This window comes from Mumia sp. zg.B21 (assembly GCF_019550855.1).
Lineage (GTDB): Bacteria > Actinomycetota > Actinomycetes > Propionibacteriales > Nocardioidaceae > Mumia.
The window spans coordinates 428,285-451,671 of the sequence record NZ_JAHWCJ010000002.1; the positions used below are offsets into that span (position 1 = coordinate 428,285).

25 protein-coding genes and 1 tRNA gene are annotated in these 23,387 nt (G+C 70.3%); 10 read left to right on the top strand and 16 right to left on the bottom strand.

The window, feature by feature from the left end; all coding sequences use genetic code 11:
* Positions 1 to 236 precede the first annotated feature (236 nt).
* Positions 237 to 2,099, bottom strand: coding sequence for a hypothetical protein (locus KV100_RS10750; protein WP_220343060.1), 1,863 nt, complete (start codon positions 2,097 to 2,099; stop codon positions 237 to 239).
* A gap of 181 nt (positions 2,100 to 2,280) precedes the next feature.
* On the opposite strand from KV100_RS10750, the gene KV100_RS10755 reads away from it, so the two are divergent.
* Positions 2,281 to 2,353, top strand: a tRNA-Arg gene (locus KV100_RS10755).
* Between the two features lie 81 nt (positions 2,354 to 2,434).
* Here KV100_RS10755 and KV100_RS10760 read toward each other — a convergent pair.
* The 4 genes from KV100_RS10760 to KV100_RS10775 form a co-directional block, all read right to left on the bottom strand.
* The gene (locus tag KV100_RS10760) at positions 2,435 to 2,629 is read right to left on the bottom strand and encodes a VOC family protein (protein WP_220343061.1); all 195 of its coding nucleotides are present in this window, start codon (positions 2,627 to 2,629) and stop codon (positions 2,435 to 2,437) included.
* Between the two features lie 17 nt (positions 2,630 to 2,646).
* Entirely contained in the window at positions 2,647 to 3,885 is a 1,239-nt protein-coding gene (locus tag KV100_RS10765; RefSeq protein ID WP_308291414.1) for a sigma-70 family RNA polymerase sigma factor, read from the bottom strand.
* Between the two features lie 34 nt (positions 3,886 to 3,919).
* Positions 3,920 to 4,312 (bottom strand): YciI family protein, encoded by a 393-nt coding sequence (locus KV100_RS10770; RefSeq protein ID WP_220343062.1) that lies wholly within the window; start codon positions 4,310 to 4,312, stop codon positions 3,920 to 3,922.
* A 90-nt stretch (positions 4,313 to 4,402) separates the two neighbouring features.
* Positions 4,403 to 4,726, bottom strand: a complete 324-nt coding sequence (locus tag KV100_RS10775) for a helix-turn-helix transcriptional regulator (protein WP_220343063.1) — start codon at positions 4,724 to 4,726, stop codon at positions 4,403 to 4,405.
* 120 nt (positions 4,727 to 4,846) lie between these two features.
* Between KV100_RS10775 and KV100_RS10780 the strand changes: the two genes are divergently transcribed.
* The gene (locus KV100_RS10780; RefSeq protein ID WP_220343064.1) at positions 4,847 to 6,685 is read left to right on the top strand and encodes a phosphoenolpyruvate carboxykinase (GTP); all 1,839 of its coding nucleotides are present in this window, start codon (positions 4,847 to 4,849) and stop codon (positions 6,683 to 6,685) included.
* Between the two features lie 75 nt (positions 6,686 to 6,760).
* Here KV100_RS10780 and KV100_RS10785 read toward each other — a convergent pair whose 3' ends face one another.
* A complete protein-coding gene (locus tag KV100_RS10785) occupies positions 6,761 to 8,959 on the bottom strand; it encodes an N-acetylmuramoyl-L-alanine amidase (RefSeq protein ID WP_220343065.1) in 2,199 nt (732 codons plus the stop codon).
* Positions 8,960 to 9,137: 178 nt separating this feature from the next.
* Positions 9,138 to 10,031, bottom strand: a complete 894-nt coding sequence (locus KV100_RS10790; RefSeq protein WP_220343066.1) for an aldo/keto reductase — start codon at positions 10,029 to 10,031, stop codon at positions 9,138 to 9,140.
* Between the two features lie 75 nt (positions 10,032 to 10,106).
* On the opposite strand from KV100_RS10790, the gene KV100_RS10795 reads away from it, so the two are divergent.
* Positions 10,107 to 10,679 (top strand): GNAT family N-acetyltransferase, encoded by a 573-nt coding sequence (locus KV100_RS10795; RefSeq protein WP_220343067.1) that lies wholly within the window; start codon positions 10,107 to 10,109, stop codon positions 10,677 to 10,679.
* 17 nt (positions 10,680 to 10,696) lie between these two features.
* Here KV100_RS10795 and KV100_RS10800 read toward each other — a convergent pair whose 3' ends face one another.
* Positions 10,697 to 11,425 carry a hypothetical protein gene (locus tag KV100_RS10800; RefSeq protein ID WP_220343068.1) on the bottom strand — a complete coding sequence of 243 codons (729 nt, stop codon included), beginning with the start codon at positions 11,423 to 11,425 and terminating at the stop codon, positions 10,697 to 10,699.
* A 289-nt stretch (positions 11,426 to 11,714) separates the two neighbouring features.
* Between KV100_RS10800 and KV100_RS10805 the strand changes: the two genes are divergently transcribed.
* The 3 genes from KV100_RS10805 to KV100_RS10815 are packed head-to-tail and all read left to right on the top strand — an operon-like array spanning position 11,715 to position 13,191.
* Positions 11,715 to 12,056 (top strand): metalloregulator ArsR/SmtB family transcription factor, encoded by a 342-nt coding sequence (locus KV100_RS10805; protein WP_220343069.1) that lies wholly within the window; start codon positions 11,715 to 11,717, stop codon positions 12,054 to 12,056.
* Positions 12,057 to 12,058: 2 nt separating this feature from the next.
* Entirely contained in the window at positions 12,059 to 12,565 is a 507-nt protein-coding gene (locus tag KV100_RS10810) for an SRPBCC family protein (protein WP_220343070.1), read from the top strand.
* A complete protein-coding gene (locus KV100_RS10815) occupies positions 12,565 to 13,191 on the top strand; it encodes a dihydrofolate reductase family protein (RefSeq protein WP_220343071.1) in 627 nt (208 codons plus the stop codon). Before KV100_RS10810 ends, KV100_RS10815 begins: the two co-directional genes overlap by 1 nt.
* 2 nt (positions 13,192 to 13,193) lie before the next feature.
* On the opposite strand, the gene KV100_RS10820 is transcribed toward KV100_RS10815, so the two are convergent.
* From KV100_RS10820 to KV100_RS10845, 6 genes are all read right to left on the bottom strand, one after another.
* Positions 13,194 to 13,844, bottom strand: coding sequence for a helix-turn-helix domain-containing protein (locus tag KV100_RS10820; RefSeq protein WP_220343072.1), 651 nt, complete (start codon positions 13,842 to 13,844; stop codon positions 13,194 to 13,196).
* 47 nt (positions 13,845 to 13,891) lie between these two features.
* The gene (locus KV100_RS10825; protein WP_220343073.1) at positions 13,892 to 14,296 is read right to left on the bottom strand and encodes a secondary thiamine-phosphate synthase enzyme YjbQ; all 405 of its coding nucleotides are present in this window, start codon (positions 14,294 to 14,296) and stop codon (positions 13,892 to 13,894) included.
* A gap of 38 nt (positions 14,297 to 14,334) precedes the next feature.
* Positions 14,335 to 14,628 carry a DUF4287 domain-containing protein gene (locus KV100_RS10830; protein WP_220343074.1) on the bottom strand — a complete coding sequence of 98 codons (294 nt, stop codon included), beginning with the start codon at positions 14,626 to 14,628 and terminating at the stop codon, positions 14,335 to 14,337.
* A 77-nt stretch (positions 14,629 to 14,705) separates the two neighbouring features.
* Complete coding sequence (locus KV100_RS10835) at positions 14,706 to 15,494, bottom strand: ABC transporter ATP-binding protein (protein ID WP_220343075.1); 789 nt, start codon at positions 15,492 to 15,494, stop codon at positions 14,706 to 14,708.
* Positions 15,491 to 16,582 (bottom strand): ABC transporter substrate-binding protein, encoded by a 1,092-nt coding sequence (locus tag KV100_RS10840; protein WP_220343076.1) that lies wholly within the window; start codon positions 16,580 to 16,582, stop codon positions 15,491 to 15,493. Before KV100_RS10840 ends, KV100_RS10835 begins: the two co-directional genes overlap by 4 nt.
* 1 nt (position 16,583) lies before the next feature.
* Entirely contained in the window at positions 16,584 to 17,402 is an 819-nt protein-coding gene (locus KV100_RS10845; RefSeq protein WP_220343077.1) for an ABC transporter permease, read from the bottom strand.
* 155 nt (positions 17,403 to 17,557) lie between these two features.
* Between KV100_RS10845 and KV100_RS10850 the strand changes: the two genes are divergently transcribed.
* Together KV100_RS10850 and KV100_RS10855 are read left to right on the top strand one after the other, a co-directional pair.
* The gene (locus KV100_RS10850; protein ID WP_220343078.1) at positions 17,558 to 18,679 is read left to right on the top strand and encodes an LLM class flavin-dependent oxidoreductase; all 1,122 of its coding nucleotides are present in this window, start codon (positions 17,558 to 17,560) and stop codon (positions 18,677 to 18,679) included.
* Between the two features lie 2 nt (positions 18,680 to 18,681).
* On the top strand, positions 18,682 to 19,188 hold the full coding sequence (locus tag KV100_RS10855) for a flavin reductase family protein (protein WP_255566198.1): 507 nt from the start codon (positions 18,682 to 18,684) through the stop codon (positions 19,186 to 19,188).
* A gap of 94 nt (positions 19,189 to 19,282) precedes the next feature.
* Here KV100_RS10855 and KV100_RS19575 read toward each other — a convergent pair whose 3' ends face one another.
* Positions 19,283 to 20,104 (bottom strand): collagen-like protein, encoded by an 822-nt coding sequence (locus KV100_RS19575; RefSeq protein WP_255566121.1) that lies wholly within the window; start codon positions 20,102 to 20,104, stop codon positions 19,283 to 19,285.
* Between the two features lie 500 nt (positions 20,105 to 20,604).
* On the opposite strand from KV100_RS19575, the gene KV100_RS20370 reads away from it, so the two are divergent.
* Positions 20,605 to 21,087: a flavin reductase family protein gene (locus KV100_RS20370; RefSeq protein ID WP_220343080.1), complete on the top strand. Its 483-nt coding sequence runs from the start codon at positions 20,605 to 20,607 to the stop codon at positions 21,085 to 21,087.
* Here KV100_RS20370 and KV100_RS10870 read toward each other — a convergent pair.
* Positions 20,975 to 21,997, bottom strand: a complete 1,023-nt coding sequence (locus KV100_RS10870; RefSeq protein WP_220343081.1) for a Fic family protein — start codon at positions 21,995 to 21,997, stop codon at positions 20,975 to 20,977. The two genes, KV100_RS20370 and KV100_RS10870, sit on opposite strands and share 113 nt — an antisense overlap.
* Positions 21,998 to 22,415: 418 nt before the next feature.
* Here KV100_RS10870 and KV100_RS10875 point away from each other — a divergent pair, with 418 nt between their 5' ends.
* Positions 22,416 to 23,378 carry a hypothetical protein gene (locus KV100_RS10875; RefSeq protein WP_220343082.1) on the top strand — a complete coding sequence of 321 codons (963 nt, stop codon included), beginning with the start codon at positions 22,416 to 22,418 and terminating at the stop codon, positions 23,376 to 23,378.
* Positions 23,379 to 23,387: the final 9 nt, after the last annotated feature.

Below are 23,387 nucleotides of genomic sequence, written 5' to 3' on the forward strand. Positions count from 1 at the left end.
CTTTCTTCGGCTCGGGTCACTCTCTTCGGTCCGCGGGTCACTTTCTTCGGCTCGCGGGTCACTCTCTTCGGTCCGCGGGTCACTCTCAGGACCAAAGGTGACCCGCGAGCGCCAGGGAGTGACCCGCGAGCGCCAGGGAGTGACCCGCGAGCGCCAGGGAGTGACCCGCGAGCGGAAAAGGCGGAGGGCCCGCACCCCCTTGCGGGAGTGCGGGCCCTCTGTCGTACGCCGTGGTGTCAGCGCTTCTTCGGCGGCTTGCCGTACTGCATCACCGGGACCATGAGCTGGCCGGTGACGATCGTCGCGGTCGCGCGCCGGTGCATCTTGTCGACCGCGCGTCGTCCGGCGCCCATGCTGAGGAGTGCGGTGACCTCGTTGCCGCGCTCCGCCCGCGTCATCGCCTTGAGGAGTCCGGGCAGCGACGACGCATCGCTGGCCGTCGAGTACTCGTCCTCGGCGTACTCCTCGTAATACTCGTCATCCTCGTAGCCGAGGCTGGTGCCTCCCGAGACGTTGAGGATCCCGATCGGCCGCTTGAACTTCCTGCGCGGGACGGCGACCTTGAGGTTCACGATCTTCTTGGCGGGGCCGATCGAGCCCCGCTCGCGCGCGAGCGTGACACGCAGACGCAGGAAGCCGCCGCGACGAGCCATCAACCCCTCGTCGGTCACCTTCGTCCACCGCCCGAACTGCTTCGCGTCGACACGCGAGATCCGGTACGCCTTGTAGCCCTCGCTGATCGTCGTCGTCTGCGCGGCGTCGACGATCGTGACGTCCTCGTAGTCGTTGGAGAGGATCGAGTCGATGTCACCCGCGAACTGGTCGGCGGCACCGGCGGTGATGTCGTACCTGTCGGCATAGACGTCGCTGCGCGTGTAGGTCAGGATCTGGCCGTTGGCGCGGCGCACCTTGATGGACCGGTACGCGCGGGCCTCGCCACCGAAGGTCCCGTCGGTCACGGTCCATCCGTCGTAGCTCGACTGCGTCGCTCCGACCGTCGACAGCCAGTCCTGCGACATGACCGTGGTCGCGGAGTAGCGGCTGCGGTTCTCGAAGCGGTTGGTGGTCCGCACGGTCGGGCCGGTCGGCGCCTTGCCGAGGGTGCCCACGATCGCGGTCAGACGGTCCTGCGTGAACGTTCCGATCGGCGCGCCGAGGTTGGCGATCTTGAACGACCCCTCCATCTGGTCGCGCTCGACGTAGACGGCGTCGGCGCCGTGCAGAGACATCCGCGTCTTGCCGAGCCAGTCCATCGGGTGCCCGAACGCGTAGACCGTCGAGCCGCAGACGGCCGTGGTCGTGCCGACGCCGGCGAGCGGGAGCGACCCGTACGAGTAGGAGGCGGCGACGTTGGAGCCGGCCGAGACCGGGATCGCCTTCGTCCCGGTCCGGCTGCTCGCGCCGCCGTTGCGGAAGGTGACGTTCTTGAGCTTCGCCTTCTTCGCGATCGCCGCCGCCTTCGACGACGGGACGCCGGCGGGGATGGTGATCGGTGTCGGGAGGCGGCGCAGCGAGCCGGCAGCCTTGGAGGCACCGGTGGCACGCATCGAGTCCGCGACCTTGGAGGTGATCCGGACCGAGGCGGCGGCCGAGGAGTACGACCCCGAGCGGTAGAGGTCGGCAGCCGGCGTCACACCGGCGTACTCGCTCGGTGACCACGACTGGCCGTACGCCACCGCGCCGACCAGACGCCCGTCGGGGGCGTAGAGCGGGGTGCCCGACATGCCGGCCCAGATGCCGCGGTCGACGTTGCCGGCGGAGTCGGTGATCCGCGAGCCGCGCATCTTGAACACCAGCATGTCGACGCCCGGTGCGATGCCGTCCTCGATGGTCCCGACGAACTCACCGGCGACCGTGTCGGCCTCGGTGCCGGCCGACACCGTCAGGCCCTCGACGGCTGTGCCGGGCGTTGTCGTGGTCGCCCGGACGAGCTCGGCCGGCGGGAACGCCGCCGGACAGGCGGACCCGACAGCGGCGGTCGGGGCGACGGGCTCGGCCATCGCCGGGCCGGTCGCGGCCAGCGCGGTCGCGGTGACGGCCGTCGCGGCCGCCGCGACGATCGTGAGCGTACGCCTGCGGGCGCGCGCGTGTGCGGTCATGTTTACCTCGGTTTCACGGGGGAGGACGGCAGATCGACCCGAGAGAGGGCTGTGCCGCCGGACTGAAACCTAGTGCCCCGCGGGGGTCACCGGGGCGAGAATGTTCGGGCGGGGGAACCCGATTTCGGTCTCCGCGAGCGACCCGCTAGAGTAGGGGTCGCTTCGCCGGTGTGCGAGGCGGGCGCTCGTAGCTCAACGGATAGAGCATCTGACTACGGATCAGAAGGTTAGGGGTTCGAATCCCTTCGAGCGCGCAGGAGTGAGAGGCCCGGCACCGTCCTAGGTGCCGGGCCTCTTGCGTTGTCCCCGCGACACGCCGTGCGGCCACCCAGCAGTCACGCCGCGGAGAGCAGGTCCCAGCGGTTGCCCATCGGGTCGACGAACCCCGCGACCCGCCCGTACGGCTCGTCGCGCGGCGGGGACGTGACCTCGACGCCGGCGGCGCTCAGTCGCGTGCACAGGGTGTCGACGAAGAACGCCACGGCCTGGTCGTCGTCGGGGACCAGGAGCGTGACGAGGTCGAGGTGCATCTCGACACCGTACGGCGCTACGAGCGCGGGAGCCGTGCCGCGCGTCGGTTGAGGTAACGCTGCTCGGGCAGGCTCGCGGTGAGGGCCGCGGCCCGCTGGTAGGCGGCGCGGGCCCCGGCGAGCTCACCTGCGCTCTCGAGCAGATGAGCTCGGACGGCGTGGGTCCGGTGATGCCGCTGCATCGCCGGATCGGTCAGCAGGTCGTCGACGAGCGCCAAGCCCTCCGTGGGCCCGACCGCCATGCCGACGGCGACCGCACGGTTGAGCGTGACCGCGGGACTGGGGGCGACGGCGTCGAGCATCGCGTAGAGCACGCTGATCTGTGCCCAGTCGGTCTCCTCCCACGTCGGTGACTCCGCGTGCACGGCGGCGATCGCCGCCTGGAGCTGGAAGCGCCCGACGTGGCCGCGCGGAAGGACCTCCTCGAGGAGCCGTACGCCTTCCGCGATCTGCGTCGCGTCCCACGTGCGACGGTCCTGCTCGGGCAGCGGGACGAGGTCGCCGGTGGGAGTGGTGCGCGCCGGTGCCCGCGCGTGGGTGAGGAGCATCAGCGCGAGCGCACCGGTGACCTCGTCGTGCTCGGGGACGGCGCGGTGGAGCTGTCGGGTGAGGCGGATCGCCTCGCCGGCGAGGTCGGCGTCCACGAGGTGCTCGCCCGAGCTCCGCACGTAGCCCTCGTTGAACATCAGGTGGCAGACGTCCAGCGCAGCGGCGAGGCGTGAGGCTGCCTCCCCTGGTGGCGGCAGCTCGAACCGCGCTCCTGCGGCACGGAGCGTCGCGCGCGCACGGCTCAGGCGTTGAGCCATCGTCCTCTCGGGCACCAGGTAGGCGGCCGCGATCTGGCTCGTGGACAGGCCGGCGACCGAGCGAAGCGTCAAGGCGACCTGGGAGGCGCGGCTGAGGGCGGGATGGCAGCAGAGCACGAGCAGACGGAGAGTGTCGTCGGCATCCGTACCGCGGGCGTCACCGTCGGCGTTGGCCGGCATGTCCATACGGTCGGTGTGCGTCGCCTCGCGCTCCTCCCGCGCCCGGCCCGAGCGGACCGTGTCGACCAGGCGGCGCGAGGCCACCCGGATCAGCCAGGCCCGAGGATTCTGCGGGAGTCCGTCGCGCTCCCACTGCACGGAGGCCGCGAGGGCCGCCTCCTGTGCGGCATCCTCGCAGTCCGCCAGGTCGCCGTGCCGTCGCAGCAGCGCCGCGAGGACGTGCGCGGACTCGCGCCGCCACACGTCCTCGAGCACCCGTGCGTCCAGCACGTCTCAGCCTCCGCGCCTCACGGTGAGGACGGCGTCACTGGTCGTCGCCGCCCGGCCACATCATGGGGCGCAGCTCGACGGTCTCGCCCGGCCCGGCGAACACCGCGCCGATCTCCTCCGCACGCTCGAGGCTCTCGACGTCGATGACGAAGAAGCCCGCCAGGTGCTCCTTCGACTCCGAGTAAGGCCCGTCCGTCGCGAGCGGCCGCCCGTCCTCCCAGCGATAGAGGCGTGCGGTGGTCGGGTCGCCCAGAGCCTCGCCCATCACCAGCTCGCCGCGTTCCTGCATCTCGGTCAGCGTGCGCTCGAAGTCGCCGGTCAGGCGCTCGCGCTCCTCGGCGGGCAGCGCCTGGAACTCCGGGAGGTAGTCACCTGTGGGGTGACCCCACGGCTGCGGGTTGGAGTGGATCATGATCACGTACTTCATGCGAGCTCCTCGATCGTCGGGACGACGGCATCACGCGCCGTCTGAGGGGAACGTCGGAGCCGAGGGCGCGATGTCGACATGCTGCCTCGCTCAGCCTCCGACGACGACGGGTGCGCTTGCCGCGGCGGGGCGGGCGACGATGCGGCGACCGGCCAGCAAGAGGTGCTCGAGATCCGGCGTCGACAGCTCGTACGTCACGGTCGTCCCCTCCCGCGCGGACTGCACCAGGCCTGCTCGGCGGAGCACCGCGAGCTGCTGCGAGAGGTTCGACGGCTCGATCCCGAGCTCGGCGAGCAGCGATCGGACAGGGGTGGGCCCGTCCTGGAGGATCTCCAGGACACGGATCCGAACGGGGTGCCCGAGAGTGCGGAAGAGCTCTGCCTCCGACTGGTGCTGCGGCACGTGGCGCGTCATCAAGACCTCTGTTCGGGCTCCGACCGTATGGTGCACGGGGCAACAAACTAGGGATCGTTGCAGACTTCTTCAAGTCGTGGAACCCTTCTTCGCACCCCGTACAACGAAAGGACCCACCTGATGGCAGATCCCGAGAAGGCGATGGACGAGGCCGGCCTCACGAACCCGCGTGTCCGCGAGTACGTGCGCCACTGGGCCGAGGTCACAGGGGCCGATCGGATCGAGGTCGTCAGTGCGGACGACGACGCCCGCCTCATCGACGAGGCGCTCGCCGCCGGTGAGCTCCTGCCTGCGGGCGAGGGGCGCTACTACTCGCGCAGCTATCACAAGGACACGGCGCGCTCGGAGGAGCGCACGATCGTCGCGACCAGCAACCCGTCCGACGCCGGCGTCTACAACAACTGGCGCCCAGCGTCGGAGATGAAGCCGCTGCTCGAGAGCAAGATGCGCGGCGCCCTCATCGGCAAGACGATGTACGTCATCCCGTACCTGATGGCACCTCCCGGCAACGCGCTCGCGCCGTGGGCCGCAGGCGTCGAACTCACCGACACCCGCACGGTCGTCCTGCACATGATCCGCATGGCTCGCGTCGGCGCGGAATTCGTCAACGACCTGGAGGACCCCGACGGCTTCGTGCGCGCGGTCCACGTCACCGGTGAGCTGGAGTCGCTGGGGCACGGGACGCCCGACGACCAGCGCTACTTCTGCACGGTCGCCGACGAGCGCACGATCCTGCACTTCGGCTCGTCGTACGGCGGCAACGCGCTGCTCGGGAAGATCGCGCACGGCCTGCGCCAGGGCGCGTACGACGGCTGGGACTCGCGCAAGTTCCTCGCCGAGCAGTACATGCTCATCGGCATCCACGACAAGGAGACCGGCGAGACCTACCACATCTGCGGCGGGTTCCCGAGCGCCTCGGGCAAGACCAACCTCGCGATGATGCTGCCGCCGGACGCCCTCGGCGACCGCTACCACGTGTCGTTCTACGGTGACGACATCGCGTGGCTGTGGGTCGACGAGAAGTCGGGCCGCCTGTACGGCATGAACCCGGAGTACGGCGTCTTCGGCGTCGCGAAGGACACGAACGAGACGACCAACCCGACGGCGCTGCAGTCCATCGCGGAGGGCACGGGCGCGATCTTCACCAACGTCGCCTACAACCCCCAGACGCAGGAGGTCTGGTGGGAGGGGCGCACGCCCCAGCCGCCGGCCGACGTCACCGGCTGGCTGGACTGGATGGGCAGCCCGATCGCCGACCGCGAGCCGGGCGACGACTCGCCGTGGGCGCACCCCAACAGCCGTTTCACGACGACGCTCGACCACGTCCCCAACATCGCGCCCGACTACAACGCCGCTTCGGGCGTGCCGATCGACGCGATCATCTTCGGCGGCCGTACGCGCGACCGCGAGCCGCTGATCCGCGCGATCAGCGATCTCGCCGAGGGCGTGTACGACGGGCTGACCCTGGGCGCGGAGGCGACCTTCGCCGCCGAGGGCGTCGACGGGCAGCTGCGCTACGACCCGATGTCCAACCGGCCGTTCATGGCCTACGGCGAGGGCGACTACGCGCGGCACTACCTCGACGTGGTCGGGGCCGCGAAGGAGCTCCCGATCTTCGCGCACGTCAACTGGTTCCAGCGCGACCCGGAGGACGGCCACTTCCTGTGGCCGGGATACCGCGAGAACCTGCGCCCGCTGCTGTGGCTGATCCAGCTCAAGAAGGGTGAGGTCACCGGGCGTCAGACCCCGGTCGGCATCATCCCCACCGAGGACGAGCTGATGCTCGACGGCGTCGACATCGCCAAGGACGACCTCGAGACGATCCTGTCGATCGACGTGGAGCGCTGGCGTCAGGAGATGGGCTTCCGTGAGGAGCACCTCGCGCAGTTCGACCGGATGCCTGAGGAGATCTGGGAGGCGCACCGCCGCGTCGCGGCCGCGCTCGAGGACGAGGCCTGACAGTCCGCTGACGACGATGAGGCGTTTCGACCAGATGGTGGTCGAAACGCCTCATCGCTGTGTCTCACGCTGTGTCTAGCGCTGGATCTTCGCCGTCGGCAGCGACGGAGCGAGCATCGGGTGGAGCGCCGGGTCGTCGACGGACACCACCGCGACGACGCGCTCGCCGGCGTCCGCGGGCCGCGGGGTGAAGGTGTAGCCCGTCGCGCCGGCGACCGGACGACCCCCGACGAGCCAGGTGTAGCGGAAGTCGGTCACCTCACGCGACCACCGTCCGTTGCTCACGGTGAGCGCCGAGCCCACCTTCGCCTCGCCGGTGATCTTCGGCAGCCTGGTCGGGACCACCGCTCGCTTGCCGGGATCGAGCAGCGTCACGTCGTCGGCCTTCACGAACACCTGCTTGTGCGCGTACCAGAGCTGGTAGTACCGCAGCTCGCCCTTGACGTCCGTACGGTCGTCGGGGATCGAGCCGTCGAAGGACTGCGCGTAGTAGTAGTCGGTCACCACGTCGTCGTCGCTGACGGCGTACGTCTGACCGGCGCCGAGCGTGTACTCCAGCGGCGCGATCGACTGCACCGGGATCTCGTACGGCGCGTACGCCTCCGGCTCGGGATAGGCGCGACCGAAGATCGGTGCCGCGGTCGTCGATGTCGTCGTCACCGTCTTGGCGGTCGTCCGGAGCACGACGGGCCTCGTCGCCGGGTTGTGGACCCACACCAACGAGCCCGCCCACCAGACGCCGAGCCACTCGTCGCGCACCTCGGCCACGACCAGCTTGTGCCCCGACTGGATGCGTGCGCTGATGTCGCTGGCGTACGTCGTCCCCGCGGCGCCGTTGGGCTTCCAGCCCGGGTCGTTCGCCAGCGGGGCCTCGAGCGAGGGCGACTGGTAGGCGAGGACGAAGTTCGTGCCCTGGCCAGGGACGCAGTCGCCGGACCCCGGAGAGGCCTGCTGGCAGCCGGTGATCGTGTTGACGTTGTCGGCGTAGCCGCCACGGACCTCGACGACGTCGCCGGCCTTCACCGACGAGGTGTTCTTGGCCGACTGGCCGATCGGCGCCTGGACGAGGTCGAAGTAGTGCTCCCAGTCCCAGTACGGCCCCGGGTCCCAGTGCACGTTCCTCGTGGCGCCGGAGGTGACGCCCGGGACCTGGTCGTGCCCGATGATGTGGGCTCGGTCGAGCGGGATGTCGTGCTCGTGCGCGAGGTGGCGCACCAGCTTCGCCGACTGCTCGTACATCGCCTCGGTGAACCAGCCCGCCGACCCCGCCCAGCCCTCGTGCTCGATACCGATGGAGTGGGCGTTGACATACCAGTTGCCCGCGTGCCAGCCCACGTCCTTCGGGTCGAGGTGGTTGGCGATGTGGCCGTCCGACGACCGGATCGTGTAGTTCCAGGCGAGGTAGCCCGGGTCTGTCACGAGTCCGATGGTCGGGTCGTACGCGGTCTCGGTGTCATGGATGACGATGTACTTGAGCTTCGGCCCGCCAGGCCCGGTGCGGTCGGCCTTGTCGTGGTTGCCGTAGTTGCCGGTGCTGTCGGGGTCGGAGGGGACCAGCTTCTCGTAGCCGGCCGGGATCCACTCGCACCCGAGGTCGGGCGGACAGTCGGTCTCGGGATCGCTGGCGGACGGCGGGGCGACGTCGACCGTCGGGTCGCCATCGAGGGTCACCGTCTCGCCGCCGGAGGTCGTACGAGCGCGTCCTTCACGGAGCGTGGTCAGGACCTGACGCTCGAACGTGTCGGCGGACCCGAAGCGGGCGATCGCCGCGGTCCACCTCTGCGGTTGCGTGGACGCGTTGAGGTCGGGCGCGTACGACGCGGTCAGTGCCGCGGCCGCGCAGACGTTGGCGCGGTCGTCGCTGCGGACCGTCGAGGCGGGGATCCCGGTGAGCTCGGCGGCGCGCTCGAGCTGGCTGGCCGTACGTCGTGGGGAGCGGTCGGTCGAGCCCTTGCCCGCCCCGTCGGGGACGGCCGTCGTCGTCGACTTGAGGTTGAACATGCCGTACCCGCCGTCGTTGCTGACCCGGCCGTCGTGGCCCTCCCAGCGAGACTGCATGTAGGAGACGGCTCTGAGGAGATCCGACGGGACGTCGGCGGCCTCGGCCGCGGCGTCGAACGCCGCGTCGAGGGTGGGAGCCGCGAGGACTGACTGGCAGTCGACGGCCGGGGGGTCGGTGACGGGTGACGCGGAGACGAGCGAGGCGGGCATCGTCGCCAGCACCAGTGCTGACGCGCCGGCGACGACGCCGACCCGGAGGAGTGAGGATCGCACGCGAGGGCTCCCTTCGACACCTGATCGGATTCAGGTGATCCCTGCATGCAAGCGCACCCCACGCTGGTTGCACCACGAGACGTATCAACACCTGGGACGAATATTTGTTACGTAAACCACGGCTCGACGCTGACCTACGCCTTGCTCGTTGTGATTCGCCGTCGAGATGCGCTCCGCATCATGAAGACGCCAGTCGGTCGAGCTCGTCGGCGGTAAGTCGGAGAGCGCCGGCTGCGACGTTCTCGTCGACGTGGGCGGGGTCGCCGGTCCCCGGGATCGCCAGGACGTGCGGGCCCTGCTGGAGGGTCCAGGCGATCCGGACCTGTGCCGGAGTGGTGCCGTGCGCCGCCGCGATGTCGAGGACCTCGGCGTCCTCACGAGCTGCGGACCGACCTCGCTCGGCGCCCTGCCCGGCGACGGCGAAGAACGGGACGAAGGCGATGCCGCGTGCGCGGCAGGCCTCGAGGACGTCCCGGGCGTCGCCGCTCGACCCGATCCCGTACCGGTTCTGCACACAGACCACCGGAGTGACCGACAACGCCTCGTCGAGGTGCCCACGATCGACGCCGGAGACGCCGATGTGGCGGATCAGACCGGCGTCGCGCAGGTCTGACAACGCCCCGACGTGCTCGCTGATCGACGTCACGGAGGGCATCTTCCGGAAGTACACGAGATCGAGGTGGTCACGGCCGAGCTGGCGGAGGTTCTCCTCGACCTGACCGCGCAGCTGGTCGGGGCGGGCCGGTGGCAGCCACGCCCCCGAGGCGTCCCTGCCGGGCCCGACCTTGGTGGCGATGACGAGGTCGTCCCCGTACGGCGCGAGTGCGGAGCAGATCAGCTCGTTGGCCGAGCGGAGCGAGGAGAAGTAGAACGCGGCCGTGTCGATGTGGTCGACGCCGAGCTCGACCGCGCGCCGCAGCACCCGGAGCGACCTCGTGCGGTCGCTCGGCTCGCCGAGGTCGAACGCGGCGCTCCCGGTCAGCCGCATCGCGCCGAGCCCGATCCGGTTGACGGTGAGGTCACCCAGCTGCCACCTTCCGGCGCTGTCGGCAGTGATCGTCGTGGAGGTCATCGGGGGAGTCTGGCACTCGGTCGCGCACGACGAAACTGCGTTGAACGCCTCCCGGCCGTCTGGTTGTCTCACCGGGTGACGATTCCTGAGCTCGGCTGGCCGAGGAGAACCGAGCGGCTCGAGCTGCGGCTGCCCACCGACGAGGCCGTCGACGAGGTGCTCGGATGGCGCAACCACCCCGACGTGACGCGGTGGCTGCTGCGGACGACCGTCGATCCGGACTCCTTCCGCAAGGCCTGGATGGCCAGCGCCGACGATCCGCTCGACCACGGAGTCTTCGTCCACCTCGGTGACGTCGTGGTCGGGCTCGCATCGTTGGGGGTGCAGGACGGGCTGGGGCAACGCGAGGACGGGGAGCCGTGGCGAGCGGCAGAAGGCACGCTCGGCTACTCGTTCGACCCCGCGTACGCAGGGCGCGGGTTCGCGACCGAGGTGGCCGGGGCGCTGCTGGAGCTGGGCTTCACCGAGCTCGGGCTGCACCGGATCACGGCCGGCTGCTTCGCCGCCAACACCGCCTCTGCCCGGGTGATGGAGAAGCTGGGCATGCGGCGCGAGCAGTACGGCGTCCGCGACTCGTGGCACGCCGAGCTCGGCTGGATCGACGGCTGCCAGTACGGGATCCTCGCCGAGGAGTGGAACCGCGGCTGATCGTGGGGTGGCACGGCTCAGGCGGGTGAGCGCTCCAAGAGTCGCGCCAAGCGGGCGAGCCCGTCCGGCGCGCCCTCGATGATCGTGGTGGCGAGGTGGCTCTGGGCGACCGGGACGGCCTCGCGGACGTACTTCGCCTCACCCTTGGACAGCTCGGCGCCCCGCAGGTCGCGTGCGGTGAGCATCGACGCGAGCAGCGCGAGGTCGTCGAGGTGGCGCCCGCGGTGGGGGTCGACGGTGATCGAGTAGGCGGCCGACTTGATGACGAGCGCGCCGAGGAGCGTCGGGCGCTGAATCGTGCCGGTAGTGTCCCCGACGGTCACCTCGACCGGCTCCGAGCGGCGCAGCGCATAGATGGCGCCCGGAGTGGCGAGAGCGGGGAACCCGCTGGCTCCGACCCCGCGCCCAGGCTGACCGGTGAAGGCGGGGATCAGGACGTCGATGGTCGCCGCGCCGCGGACCCAGCGGTGCTGCTTGCCGCTGGCGGTGAGTCCGCGCGGCTCGAACTCCGCCTCGGACAGCGCGGAGGTGACGGTCATGAGGATCTGCGGGTGGCCACGGACGTCCAGTACGGCGTCGACGTCGGGCGTCGAGCGGTACGGATCGACGCCGCGCTCGGCGCAGTGCAGGTGGACCATCTGCCCGCCGACGAGCGTCCAGCCCTCGGGGACGGTCTCGGCGAGGTGGAAGAGGCCGAACCAGGACGCCTCCTGCTCGGCGCTCATGACGGGGAGCGCGATGCTCACGCCGTACCTCCTGACCTCTGGACGACCTCGGCGGGACCGGCTCTCGGCCGCGCCGACGCTCTCGCGGGATCCTAGGTGCTCGGCCAGGTCCGTTGCCAGCACCGGCCCCACCGTCGTGTCGGGAGCCTTTCGATCAGGATCGAAATCCCTTGCCGGTCACTCGTCCTGGAGTCCAGGGTGGTCCGGGGCGGCGGTGTGGAGCAACGGCCACATCGCCGTCCTTCGTTCTGCTCGCCACGCCTACGCGCTCCCTCTTGACGTATTCCCATATAGGCATATGATCGTCCCTATGGCACGCGCAGCGACGACGTCGGACGTCTTCAACGCGATCGCCGAGCCGCAGCGCCGGGAGATCCTGGTGCTGCTGCGCGCGGGCGAGCGGCCCGTGACCGAGGTGGCCGAGGAGCTGGGCATGACCCAGCCGGGAGCCTCCAAGCATCTGCGTGTGCTCCGCGAGGTCGGCCTGGTGCAGGACCGCAAGGTGGGCAAGCAGCGGTTGTACGGCCTTGACGCCGGCGGGCTGCGACCGGTCCACGAGTGGACCGGCGGGTTCGAGCAGTTCTGGAACGAGAGCTTCGACCGGCTGGACGCGTACGTGCAGGACCTCAAGCAGGCACGACAGGAGGAGTAGCGATGGCAACCACAGGATCAGGAGCGCCGGTGCAGTCCGCGACGGCCGACCGGGAGATCGTGATCTCCCGGGTCATCGACGCCCCGCCGGAGCTGGTGTTCGAGGCGTTCACCGACGTGCGGCACCTGTCGCGGTGGTGGGGGCCGGACGGGTTCACCACGACGACGACGTCGCTCGAGTTCCGCGCCGGCGGGGAGTGGGACTTCGTGATGCACGGTCCCGACGGGACGGACTACTCCGAGTGGATCACCTGGACGGAGATCACCCGGCCGGAGCGGATCGCGATGCTTCACGGCGAGTCCCGCGGCGACCCGAACGCCTTCGAGTCGGTCCTCACGTTCGAGCGCGACGGGACGGCGACCCGCATCGAGATGCGCACGGTGTTCCCCACCAAGGAGCTGCGTGACGAGGCGGCCGAGAAATACCACGCGATCGAGGGTGGTCAGCAGACGCTGGGCAACCTGGCCGCGTACGTCGCCGAGATGGCTGAGCAGGGGGCGGACGACTGATGGCCGGCACGGTGTTCTTCAGCGTGTCGATGTCGTTGGACGGGTTCATCGCGCCCGAGTCCACCGACGAGCTGATGGGTCGACAGTGGATGGAGCTGCAACGGTGGGTCTTCCCGCAGCGGTTCTTCCGGGAGAACCTCAAGCTCGGCGGGGGCGGCGAGGAGGGGCGCGACAACGACATCGTCCGAGCGACCTTCGAGCGCACGGGCGCGAGTGTCATGGGCAAGCGCATGTTCGACGCCGGCGAGGAGGCGTGGCCAGAGGAGGCGCCGTTCCACACGCCGGTCTTCGTCGTGACGCACGAGAAGCGTGACCCGTGGGAGCGGCCCGGCGGTACGACCTTCCACTTCGTCAACGACGGCATCGAGTCCGCCCTCGACCAGGCCCGCCAGGCCGCCGGGGAGCGTGACGTCCGCATCTCGGGCGGCGGCGCGACGATCCTCGAACACCTGAACGCGGGCCTGGTCGACGAGTTCTCGATCGCGCTGTCGCCCGTGCTCTTCGGCAAGGGAGTCCGCCTCTTCGAGGGCGTGGACGCCGACCGCGTCGCCCTGGAGCAGGTCCGCGCCGAGTCCTCCCCGCGGGTGACGCACCTGACCTACGCCGTTCGTCAGCGTGAGCGCTGACCTCAGGTCGACCCGGCCCGGACGAGCTCGGACGCACGGGCGCTCTCGCGAGACCCGAGGTGCTCGGCCAGGTCCGCCGCCAGCACCGGCCACCCCCTCGTGTCGGGAACCACGTCGGTGACGTGGAGGACCACGTTGCCCTCCTGGCGGGGGGCGGGCACGAGGAAGTAGTCATCGACGAGGCCGTCCAGGTCCGTCGTCGCCGCGTACGCCTCGAGCGTGGGGCTCACGATGAAGCTCCCCTCGGCACTGACTCCTGAGAGGTGCACGCGCTCGTCGTCGCGCAGGTCGTCGAGATCGCCGGGGGCAACACGGAACTCCTGGCGATCGGCTCGCCGCGCCATCCAGGCCCGCAGCAGCGCGGCGGGGTCGTCGGACGCCCGCAGGCGCTCGGCGTACGCGTGGAGGCGGGCGCGCTCGGTCGACGCGACCGTGGGCGACCCTCCCGCCAGGAGATCGAGCAGCGCCCACGCCATCCGAGGCGAGAGCGGCCGCGAAGGTCGAGCGGCCGCCAGCGGCAGACGGCCGGGGTCGATCGCCCACTGGTTGCCGATGCGGACGGCGGGCAGCGTGCCGTCCTCGATGCGCTGGTGCACGCGTCGAGGGGTGATGGCGAGGCGCTCTGCTGCCTCGCGTACGCCGATCAGGGCCACAACACAAGTCTACGCGATCGTGAAGGGAAGTGTTCGACCTTGCCCGCTCACCCTGCGAGAAAGCTGAGCCGTACCTGGCGGACAGGGTTGTCGACGTTGGTGTCCACCAGGACGACGCTCTGCCAGGTCCCGAGAGCGATCGCCCCGGCGAGGACCGGCACGGTGACCGAGGGCCCGATGAACGCCGGCAGGACGTGGTCGCGTCCGTGGCCGGGGGCGCCGTGCCGGTGCTGCCACCGGTCGTCGCGAGGCAGGAGGTCGTCGAGGGAGTTCAGCAGGTCGTCGTCGGACCCGGCGCCCGTCTCGATGACTGTGATGCCCGCGGTGGCATGGGGGACGTACACGTTGAGCAGTCCGTCGCCCTCGTCGGCGACGAACCGCTCGCAGTCGCGGGTGAGGTCGTGGACGACCGGGCGGTTGCCGGTCCGGATCTCGATCGTGTCGCTTCGCATGCCTCGATCGTGCCCCGGGACCGTCCGCGGGTGCTACCTCACCCGGCGGGCTTGGTCGCCGCGCCGTCCAACCAGAGCGTGTCGGAGGGGTCGCTGTGCGAACCCTCCGTCCCGACGTGCTTGGAGCTGATCTGGGGGCCGTTGCGGATGACGTGCCACAGCGCCATCGCATGACCGCGCCCCACGCCGTACTCCTCGTCGAGCCACGCGGCGACCTGCCCCGCCTTCGCACCCGGCTCCGCGAAGCCACGTCCGCGCGCCTCCTCGACCAGCTCGCGGGGAGTCTTGCCGGTCTTCTTCTCGATCGCGTCGAGGTAGGCCTGGAAGGACATGGTCGTTCTCCTTGTGGGGAAGGTCAGCGCGTGCTCATCCGGTCAGACCGGTCGTGCCCGGAGAAGTCATCGCACCGTCACGCGATCGCCTCCCGCACGCGGCGGGTCATCGAGGCGAACTCCGGCGATGTTCGCAGCTCGGCGGGGTCGACGTCTGCCGACGCCCTGGCGAACGGCGCCGTCTCGTCCAGCACGATCCGCCCCGGTCGCGGGCTCATCACCAGGACCCGCGAGCCGAGCAACACCGCCTCGTCGACGCTGTGGGTGATGAACAGGACGGTCTTGCCGGTCGCGCGCCACAGAGTTAGGAGCTCGCCCTGCAACCGCTCACGAGTCAGCGCGTCCAGGGCACCGAACGGCTCGTCCATGAGGACGATGTCGGGATCGTTCGCGAGGACGCGGGCGATCTGGACGCGCTGCTGCATCCCGCCCGACAGCTCGTACGGCCGTCGCTCGGCGACGTCGGTGAGCCCGACCATCGCGAGGTACGTGTCAGCGCGCGCCCGCCGCTCGCCCTTCGCGACCCCGCGCAGTCGGGGCCCCAGCACGACGTTGCCGCGGACGTCGAGCCACGGATAGAGCGTCGGCTGCTGGAACACGACGCCCCGCTCGGCCCCAGGACCCCGCACCTCGCGCTCGCCGACCGCGATGCGACCCGACGACGGCGCCATGAATCCGGCGACCAGACGCAGCAGCGTGGTCTTCCCGCACCCCGACGGCCCGGCGAGCGTGACCAGCTCGCCGGGCTCGATCGTGAGATCGATCCGGTCCAGCGCCGGCACCTCCGTGGCGCGGGAGGCGAAGACGTGCTCGACCTCGGTGACGCGGATCGCGCCGGCGTGCGTCCGGACCGACTGGACGGTCACTTCGCCGAGCTCGCCTTCGCCGCCGCCTCCGCCGCGCTCGCGTCCACGCCATCGGCGTACGCGGACTCCGGGCCGACGGCCGCGATGCCGTCCTGGCTGTGCAGGAACTGCGCGGTCGCGAAGAGGTCGGCGCCGAGCTTGCCAGCGAGGTAGTCCGGCGTGGCCTGCTCCGCGGCGGACAGGTAGACGAACCCGTCGAACTGCGCCCTGGCCTCGTCGGTCGTCACCCCGACCTCGACCGCCACGCTCTCGGCCGCCTTGTCCGGGTCGTCGGCGATCTGTGCGACCGCGTAGTCCTGAGCCTTGGCCCACAGGGCGAGGAAGTCGGCGTTCTCGGCGATGAAGTCGTCGGCCGCGACACCCACGTCGTACGTCGGCTTGCCCGCCTTCGCGGTGTCCTCGCTGGTGAGGATGACCGTGCCCTTGTCCTTCTTGAGCTCGCTCAGGGTCGGGTCCCACACCCAGGAGGCGTCGACGTCACCACGCGACCAGGCCGGTGCGATCTGCTCGGGGTCGGCGTTCACGAGCGTGTAGTCGGTCGCCTTCTGCCCCGCGTCGCTGATCGCCTGGAGCAGCGAGAAGTGCGCGGTCGAGCCGAACGGCGTCGCGATCGTCTTGCCCTTCAGGCCGGTGATGTCGGTCGCGGCACCGTCACGGACCACGAGCGACTCGGCCGCACCGATGACGTCGTGGATCCAGACGACCGACACCGGCAGGCTCAGCGGCGCCGACAGGGCCTTGGTGGCCGGGGACGACCCCATGAGGCCGAGGTCGAGGCTCTTGCCGCCGAAGGCCTGGACGACGTCGCCGCCGGAGGCGAAGCTGCTCCAGGTGATCGTGGCGTTGGGCGCGCAGCTCTCGAGGATCTTCTGGTCCTTCACGACGACGTCGCCGTTCGGGATCTTCTGGTAGCCGATCCGTACGGTCGAGGTGATCGACTCGTCGGCGTCCCACGGGCAACCCGAGCCTCCCCCCGCAGCGGCCTTCTCGTCACCCCCGACGCAGCCGGAGGTCAGGAGCGCGAGCGCGGACAGGGCGGCGGCCGCAGCAGCCTTGGAGCGGACGTTCTTGATCGGTTCGGGCTTCATGTCAGGCCTTTCCTCGCCAGGGGACGAGCGTTCGTTCGATGAGACGGATGACGGCGTCGAGCGCGATGGCGGTGAGACCGATGACGAGGATGCAGGCCACCGACAGCGCGATCTTGTTCTGCGTGCCCGAGAGGTAGGCGAGCCCGCCGATGCCGGGCAGGCCGTTGACCAGCTCCGCGGCCACGACGGTGGTCCACGCGAACCCGACGGCGACCCGCAGACCGCTGAGGATGTCGGGCAGCGTCGCGGGCAGGACGACGGAGGTGACGGCCTGACGCCGGGAGGCGCCGAGCGAGAGGACGGCGTTGACCTGGTCCTCGCGCACGCCGCGGACCCCGTTGATCGTCGCCAGGGCGATCGGCGGGAACGCAGCGAGGAACAGCAACCAGATCTTCGACGTGTCGTAGATGCCGAACCACGCGACGAGGAAGCCCATGTAGGCCAGCGGCGGGATCGACCGCAGGACGTCGAGATAGGGCCCGGCGACCCGCCGTACGGACGGGACGGTGCCCATCACCAGGCCGAGCGGGACGCCGACCACCACCGCGAGGGTCAGACCGATACCGATGCGGCGCAGGCTGACGACGAGGTGCTCCCAGAGGAAGTAGTTCTCCTCCCCGCGGACCACGCGGTCGATGCCGCCGCCGATCGGGTGGTAGGTGTTGGCCCGGACGAACGCATCCCACACCTCGAGAGGGCTCGGAGCGAGGTACGCCGGCTGGACCCAGCCGGAGGCCGCCACCAGCGACCAGGTGAGCAGCACGGCGGCAGCGGTCACCAGCGGCGGGAGCCAGCCGAGGCGGCGCGGTCGTCGGAGCATGACCGGGACCGTACGGCGCCGCGCCGCCGCCTCGGCCCGATTCTCGCCGGGCGGCTCGAACCGGTCTCGTTTCACCCGGGGTGAGCGATACCCGTGCCCGGAGAGCGTCTACGAGGGAGGGTTGGCTCGGTCTGCCGCCGTCACCGAGGAGTCGCATGAAGATCCACTGGTTCCTGCCCACGACCGGCGACAGTCGAAGCCTCGTCGGGGGCGGGCACAGCGTCCCCACCGAGCTCGCCCGGGCCGGCGGCGCCGCCCACACGGCCGGTCGATACCGGGAGCCGGACCTCGACTACCTCGTCGACGTCGCGCGGACTGCGGAGCGCCTCGGCTTCGAGTCGGTGCTGACCCCGACCGGCACCCCGTGCGAGGACGCCTGGGTGATCGCCTCCGCGCTGCTGTCGCAGACCACCCGGCTGAAGTTCCTCATCGCCGCGCGGCCAGGGCTGGTCAGCCCGACCCTGCTGGCGCAGATGGCCTCGACGTTCCAGCGCGTCTCCGGCGACCGCCTGGCGATCAACGTCGTGGTCGGCGGCGATCCCTCGGAGCAGCGGCGCTTCGGTGACCACGTGACCAAGGACGACCGCTATGCCCGCGCCGAGGAGTTCCTCGAGATCTTCCGCGGCGCGTTCACCGGCGACGGGTACGACCGGCAGGGCGCGTACTACGACGTGACCGACGCCCGGACCCGCAAGCCGGCGACCGTCCCGCCGATCTACCTCGGGGGCTCCTCCGCGGCGGCCGGTCCTGTGACGGCGCGGCAGGTCGACGTGTATCTGACGTGGGGTGAGCCGCCGGCGCAGGTCGCCGACAAGATCGCGTGGATCCGCAAGCTTGCGGAGGAGGAGGGGCGCGAGGTCCGGTTCGGTATCCGTCTGCACACCATCTCCCGCGACCGCACCGAGGACGCGTGGGAGGTCGCCGACCGGCTGCTCGCCGATCTCGACCCGGCAGACGTCGCGAAGGCGCAGGCGGTCCTGGCCGCGAGCGAGTCCGAAGGGCAGAAGCGGATGCGCGAGCTCCACGGCGGCTCTGCGCCGCGCGACGCCCGCAGCCTCGAGGTCTATCCCGGCCTGTGGTCCGGCGTCGGGCTCGTCCGGTCCGGCGCGGGCACGGCACTCGTCGGCAGCCACGAGGAGGTCGCCGACCTGATCGGGGAGTACGCCGCCCTGGGGATCGACGAGTTCGTGCTGTCGGGCTACCCGCACGTCGAGGAGGCGTACTGGTTCGCCGAGGGCGTGACGCCGATCCTGCGTCAGCGGGGACTGCTGGCGTGACGATGGCACCAGCGGACCATCTCGCGGCACCAGCCGTCGATGACGTCCAGAACGCCTTTCGCGCCGCGATGTCCCACGTCGCGGCCGCGGTGTCCGTCGTGACGGTGCTCGAGGACGGCGTCCCCCACGGCACGACCGTCAGCGCGTTCATGTCGTTGTCGATGGAGCCGCCGATGATGCTGGTCTCGCTCGACGCGCGTTCGTCGCTGCTGACCCGCGTACGGCTGGGATCGCGCGTGGGTGTCAACGTTCTCGCCGACGGTCAGAGCCCGGTCGCGACGCGCTTCGCGACCAAGGGCGGCGACCGGTTCGCCGAGCTCGCCTGGCAGGTCGAGGACGGCGCGCCGGCCCTGCGCGAACGCCACGCGTGGGTCGCCCTCGACGTGGACCGGCTCGTCCCGGCGGGCGACCACGTGCTCGTCCTCGGGCACGTCCGCGCGGCCGAGACCGGCACGATGCACCCCCGCCCGCTCACCTACTGGCGCCGAGTGTTCGGCACGCACTCCTGACCTGCCGACTCGCGGGGCACGCGCCGAGCGGTGCGACGAAGAACCTCGCCGAATCACCACGAGATTCGGCGAGGTCCCTTGCGCGATGTCGTCGTCAGCCCACGCGGACCGCGGTGACCGAGACGCCGGCGACGTAGTTGCCGCTGCCCGTCGAGCTGCCGTCGGCGTTGTAGCCGAACACGAAGGCGTTCACCTTGGTCGTCTCGTCGATGGTGACGACACGGGTCACCGAGGTGCTCTGCTCGATGTTGCCGGTCGGGAACTCACCGGTGAACGCGGTTCCCATCTCCTGTCCCGACTCCGAACGGATCGCGAGCTGGAGGACGGGGCTCGAGGCCTTCTTGTCGTCGATCCGGTCGAAGCCCGCGTACCCGTTGATCAGGTACGTCCCGGGTTCGAGCGTCATGCTGTTGCCGACCTGGGTCTTTCCCTCGCTGAACTTGCCGCCGATGTTCTTGATCACGGCGCCGTCCTCGATCTTCCCGGCGAAACCGCCCTTGACATCGGTCGCCGGGTCGCCCTTCTCACCCTTCTCGCCCTTGGCGCCCTCAGCGCCCTGGGGCCCTTGGGCGCCGGGATCGCCCTTCTCGCCCTTGGCGCCCTCAGCGCCCTGGGGCCCTTGGGCGCCGGGATCGCCCTTCTCGCCCTTGGCGCCCTGGGCGCCGGGCTTGCCGGTCTCGTTGAGCCTGCCCTGAACCCACGGCGAGAGGTCGCGCTCCTTGACGCTTCCGTCCTTGATCTCGCTGGACTTGACGTGCCCGGTCTTGATGTGCTTGGAGCGGACGGCGTCGGAACGGATGTCGTTGGCGCCGATCTTGGCCGCTGCGACGGCACTCCCCGAGGACAGGGCACCGATGGCGAGGACGGAGGCCGCGCCGATGGCGATGGCCTTGGAGTGCTGCTTCAGCTTCGACATGTGATCCTTCCTTGATCAGCCGGGGGCCGTGTGCCCGTCGGACATCTGGAGACGCGCAGCTGCCCGCGCGGGGCGTCAGCGCGATGGGGTGGAGTCTCGTGGTCGCTCCCGTGTCAGAAGCACAGGGTGAGACAGACGGTGGTGTCGCGACCACGAGCGAGGTCGGCAAGGTCTGCGGGCCGCTCCGCGAGGCGGAGTCTGGACAGGTGAGCGGATCCGGACGACCGGTCCGAGATTCGGCTGTTGTACCCGATGGAGACCTCCCGAGGTCGGTGGAGTTCGGGCACGGCGATCTCCAGCCAAACGGGTCGAAGTCGCCAGCCGTATGTCCTCTTTGTACGCATTCGATTTTAGCGAGAGTGCATGCCCGCACTCCTGCCTGTGCTGAGATCCGCGTCACGATCACCGGCATCGCGGCGCAGCGGCCACCACCCCGTCACGCCCAGTTGTGCGGACAGGACTGCCCGGAGCGTCCTCGATCGAGCGCCTCCACGTTCGAGATGCATCCTCTGCCGAGATACGTCGCGGCCGCGGTGTCCGTCGTGACGGTGCTCGAGGACGGCGTCCCCCACGGCACGACCGTCAGCGCTTTCATGTCGTTGTCGATGGAGCCGCCGATGATGCTGGTCTCGCTCGACGCGCGTTCGTCGCTGCTGACCCGCGTACGGCTGGGATCGCGCCTGGGCGGCAACGTCCTCGTCCCTGGGGCACGTCTCTGCGGCCGAGACCGGCACGACGCACCCCCGCTCGCTCACCTACTGGCGCCGCGGCTTCGGCACCCACGCGTGATCGAGGACAGGACCGGTCTCGACACGGACGGCGACGGTGCACCCCTCGTGCGCAGTACCCGCGGAACCGTAGGTCCTCGGTTCAACGCCAGCGCGCCGACGGCCGCGTGCGAGCCCCGATCCGTTCCTCGAGGGCAGCGATCTCGTCCATCACATCGGCAGCGACCCAGATCCGGTTGCGGGACCGGCCGGTGATCTCGTGCAGGATGCCTGCGTCCTCCACGGCGTCGATCGCGTCGTACGACCTCGCACGTGACGCCCCCGTGATCGCCTCGACGGCTGCGATGTCGACGATCGGATGCTCGAGCAGCGTTCCGACGAGTGCCTGTGCGGCGGAGCCGCGTCGGGTTCCGACGCGCTCCTCCCAGAGAGAGGGCAGTGCCGCCAACCGCTCTGCGGATGCTTCCGCGGCCTCGGTTGCCGTCATGGCAGCCGAGGCGACGTACCGGACGAGCGGTTCCACGTCACCCGCGCGATAGTCCGCCAACCTGTCGAAGTACGTGTCCACGTCCGCGAGCATCACCGCGGCGATCGGCACGACCGTGCGACGCGTCGTCCCGCGACGGCGGAACACGGCGCTGATGAGACCGCGGCCGATTCGGCCGTTGCCGTCGTTGAACGGATGGATCGCCTCGAACTGTCCATGCGCGACCGCGGCCTGGGCGACGGGGCTGAGGTCGTCGCGGTTGGCGAAGTCGACCAGGTCGGACATCAGGTCCTGGACAACCTCCGGAGGGGGCGGTACGTGCGCAGCGTTGCGGGGGGTGAAGTCGCTGCCGCCGATCCAGTTCTGCTGCGTACGATAGCTTCCGGCCGCGCGGTGTTCGAGGAGATCATCGGCAAGCAGCGCCGCATGCGCGGACAGGATCGCACCTTCGGACAGCGGGGCGCCGTCATCGCACGACTCCGTGAGCTCACGCAGCGCCAGGGTGGCGGCGAGCGTACTCGTCGCGCTCCTCGTCGACTCCTCGCCGAGGCTGGCGCGCGCGAGATCGTCGAGGTCGGCGTACACACGCTCGATCCGCGACGAGGCCACCGACTCCGTCCGCGTGAGGAACTCCGCGAGGGACGAGAGGTAACGGCCCGGCCCAGCGTCGAGTGACACGACTCCTTGGCCAGCGGCCTCGCACAGGGCGGCCGTGTCCGCCGTGAGCGGTGGGGACAGCGCGCCGATCCGTGCTGGAATCTCGGTCTCGACGTGATCGAGCATCCGATCCGCTCGGCTGGGACGGCGGCCGTCGGTGCTGCGAAGATCGGGATTTGTTCGCCACCGTCGCCGTTCGAGAGAAACCGACGGCCACCCGCGATCTGAGACCTCCATGGCACTTAGTATCACATATTCCACTAAGTGATACTAACGCCGTAGGTGCTCTCGTTTGCGATCTCGCTCCAGCGGCCTAGATCGAGCGCCTCCACGTTCGAGATGCATCCTCTGCCGAGATACGTAGCGTGGGCACGGTGCCACCGGGCGTGGGGAAGTCGGCGAGCCTGCCGATGCGTCGGGTGGACACCTGGGGGAAGTCATGTCTCGTACGCAACTCGGGCGCGCAGCGACCTTGCTGGTGGTGCCGTCCGTCCTCGCTCTCGCCCTGATCGCACCGGCCTCCGCGAAGGCGCCACCGACTCCGTCCGGCCTGCCGGCCGCGATCGAGGCGGGCGCGCCGTACGTGGGACCGATCAGCTGCGCGAAGCCGCACAAGGGGACGTCCCGCCTGGGCGCGCTCCTCGTCCGGACCTGGCCCGCGACCAGGTGGTCGGGAGCTCGCGACTGCTCGACGGCGACCAGCGAGCACCACGACGGGCGGGCGATCGACTGGACGACCAACGCACGGACCGTCCGCGGCAAGAAGCGTGGCACCGACCTGGCAGCGTGGCTGCTGCGCTCGGACGCCCGGGGCAACCGCTACGCGAACGTCCGCCGTCTGGGCGTCATGTACATCATCTGGAACAACAAGATCTGGTCGTCCTACCGCCCCGGCTGGCGCGTCTACAACGGCTGCACCGCCAAGAGCAGGGCCGGGACGGCGTACGACACCACCTGCCACCGCAACCACGTGCACCTCTCGCTGTCGTGGCCCGGCGCGCGCGGCTACACCTCGTACTGGGACAAGACCGTGGCCCGGGTCAACTACGGGCCCTGCCGCCCGGCCGACCTCAACTGGGCCGCGCGCTACACCAAGCGCCGGGCGACCCCGTGCCCTCGCTATCCGCGGGTGACCGCACGCGCCGGCTCGTCGACGCTGCACCGGACGCTCGTCGCCTACTCCGGGCTTCGGATCAGCTCGGGCACGCGCGGCCCGGCCGTCCGTGCGGTCCAGCAGGCGTTGCGCATCCGGGTCAGCGGCGTCTGGGACGCACGGTCTCGTGGGGTGATGCGCTCCTACAAGAGCGCCCGCCGTATGGGGTCGAGCTCGGTCGTCGGCAACCGTGTCTGGCGTTCGCTGCTCGCGCAGACGGCGCCGAGGCCGACGGCACGGGTGATGTGACGGCGCCCG

Coding starts and splice junctions, on each gene's coding strand:
- KV100_RS10790 (WP_220343066.1), bottom strand. CDS start 10,031: ATGACCTCCACGACGATCACTGCCGACAGCGCCGGAAGGTGGCAGCTG.
- KV100_RS10840 (WP_220343076.1), bottom strand. CDS start 16,582: ATGAAGCCCGAACCGATCAAGAACGTCCGCTCCAAGGCTGCTGCGGCC.
- KV100_RS10760 (WP_220343061.1), bottom strand. CDS start 2,629: ATGCACCTCGACCTCGTCACGCTCCTGGTCCCCGACGACGACCAGGCC.
- KV100_RS10850 (WP_220343078.1), top strand. CDS start 17,558: ATGAAGATCCACTGGTTCCTGCCCACGACCGGCGACAGTCGAAGCCTC.
- KV100_RS10805 (WP_220343069.1), top strand. CDS start 11,715: ATGGCACGCGCAGCGACGACGTCGGACGTCTTCAACGCGATCGCCGAG.
- KV100_RS10770 (WP_220343062.1), bottom strand. CDS start 4,312: ATGAAGTACGTGATCATGATCCACTCCAACCCGCAGCCGTGGGGTCAC.
- KV100_RS10845 (WP_220343077.1), bottom strand. CDS start 17,402: ATGCTCCGACGACCGCGCCGCCTCGGCTGGCTCCCGCCGCTGGTGACC.
- KV100_RS10810 (WP_220343070.1), top strand. CDS start 12,059: ATGGCAACCACAGGATCAGGAGCGCCGGTGCAGTCCGCGACGGCCGAC.
- KV100_RS20370 (WP_220343080.1), top strand. CDS start 20,605: ATGCATCCTCTGCCGAGATACGTCGCGGCCGCGGTGTCCGTCGTGACG.
- KV100_RS10780 (WP_220343064.1), top strand. CDS start 4,847: ATGGCAGATCCCGAGAAGGCGATGGACGAGGCCGGCCTCACGAACCCG.
- KV100_RS10815 (WP_220343071.1), top strand. CDS start 12,565: ATGGCCGGCACGGTGTTCTTCAGCGTGTCGATGTCGTTGGACGGGTTC.
- KV100_RS19575 (WP_255566121.1), bottom strand. CDS start 20,104: ATGTCGAAGCTGAAGCAGCACTCCAAGGCCATCGCCATCGGCGCGGCC.
- KV100_RS10825 (WP_220343073.1), bottom strand. CDS start 14,296: ATGCGAAGCGACACGATCGAGATCCGGACCGGCAACCGCCCGGTCGTC.
- KV100_RS10830 (WP_220343074.1), bottom strand. CDS start 14,628: ATGTCCTTCCAGGCCTACCTCGACGCGATCGAGAAGAAGACCGGCAAG.
- KV100_RS10750 (WP_220343060.1), bottom strand. CDS start 2,099: ATGACCGCACACGCGCGCGCCCGCAGGCGTACGCTCACGATCGTCGCG.
- KV100_RS10875 (WP_220343082.1), top strand. CDS start 22,416: ATGTCTCGTACGCAACTCGGGCGCGCAGCGACCTTGCTGGTGGTGCCG.
- KV100_RS10855 (WP_255566198.1), top strand. CDS start 18,682: ATGGCACCAGCGGACCATCTCGCGGCACCAGCCGTCGATGACGTCCAG.
- KV100_RS10775 (WP_220343063.1), bottom strand. CDS start 4,726: ATGACGCGCCACGTGCCGCAGCACCAGTCGGAGGCAGAGCTCTTCCGC.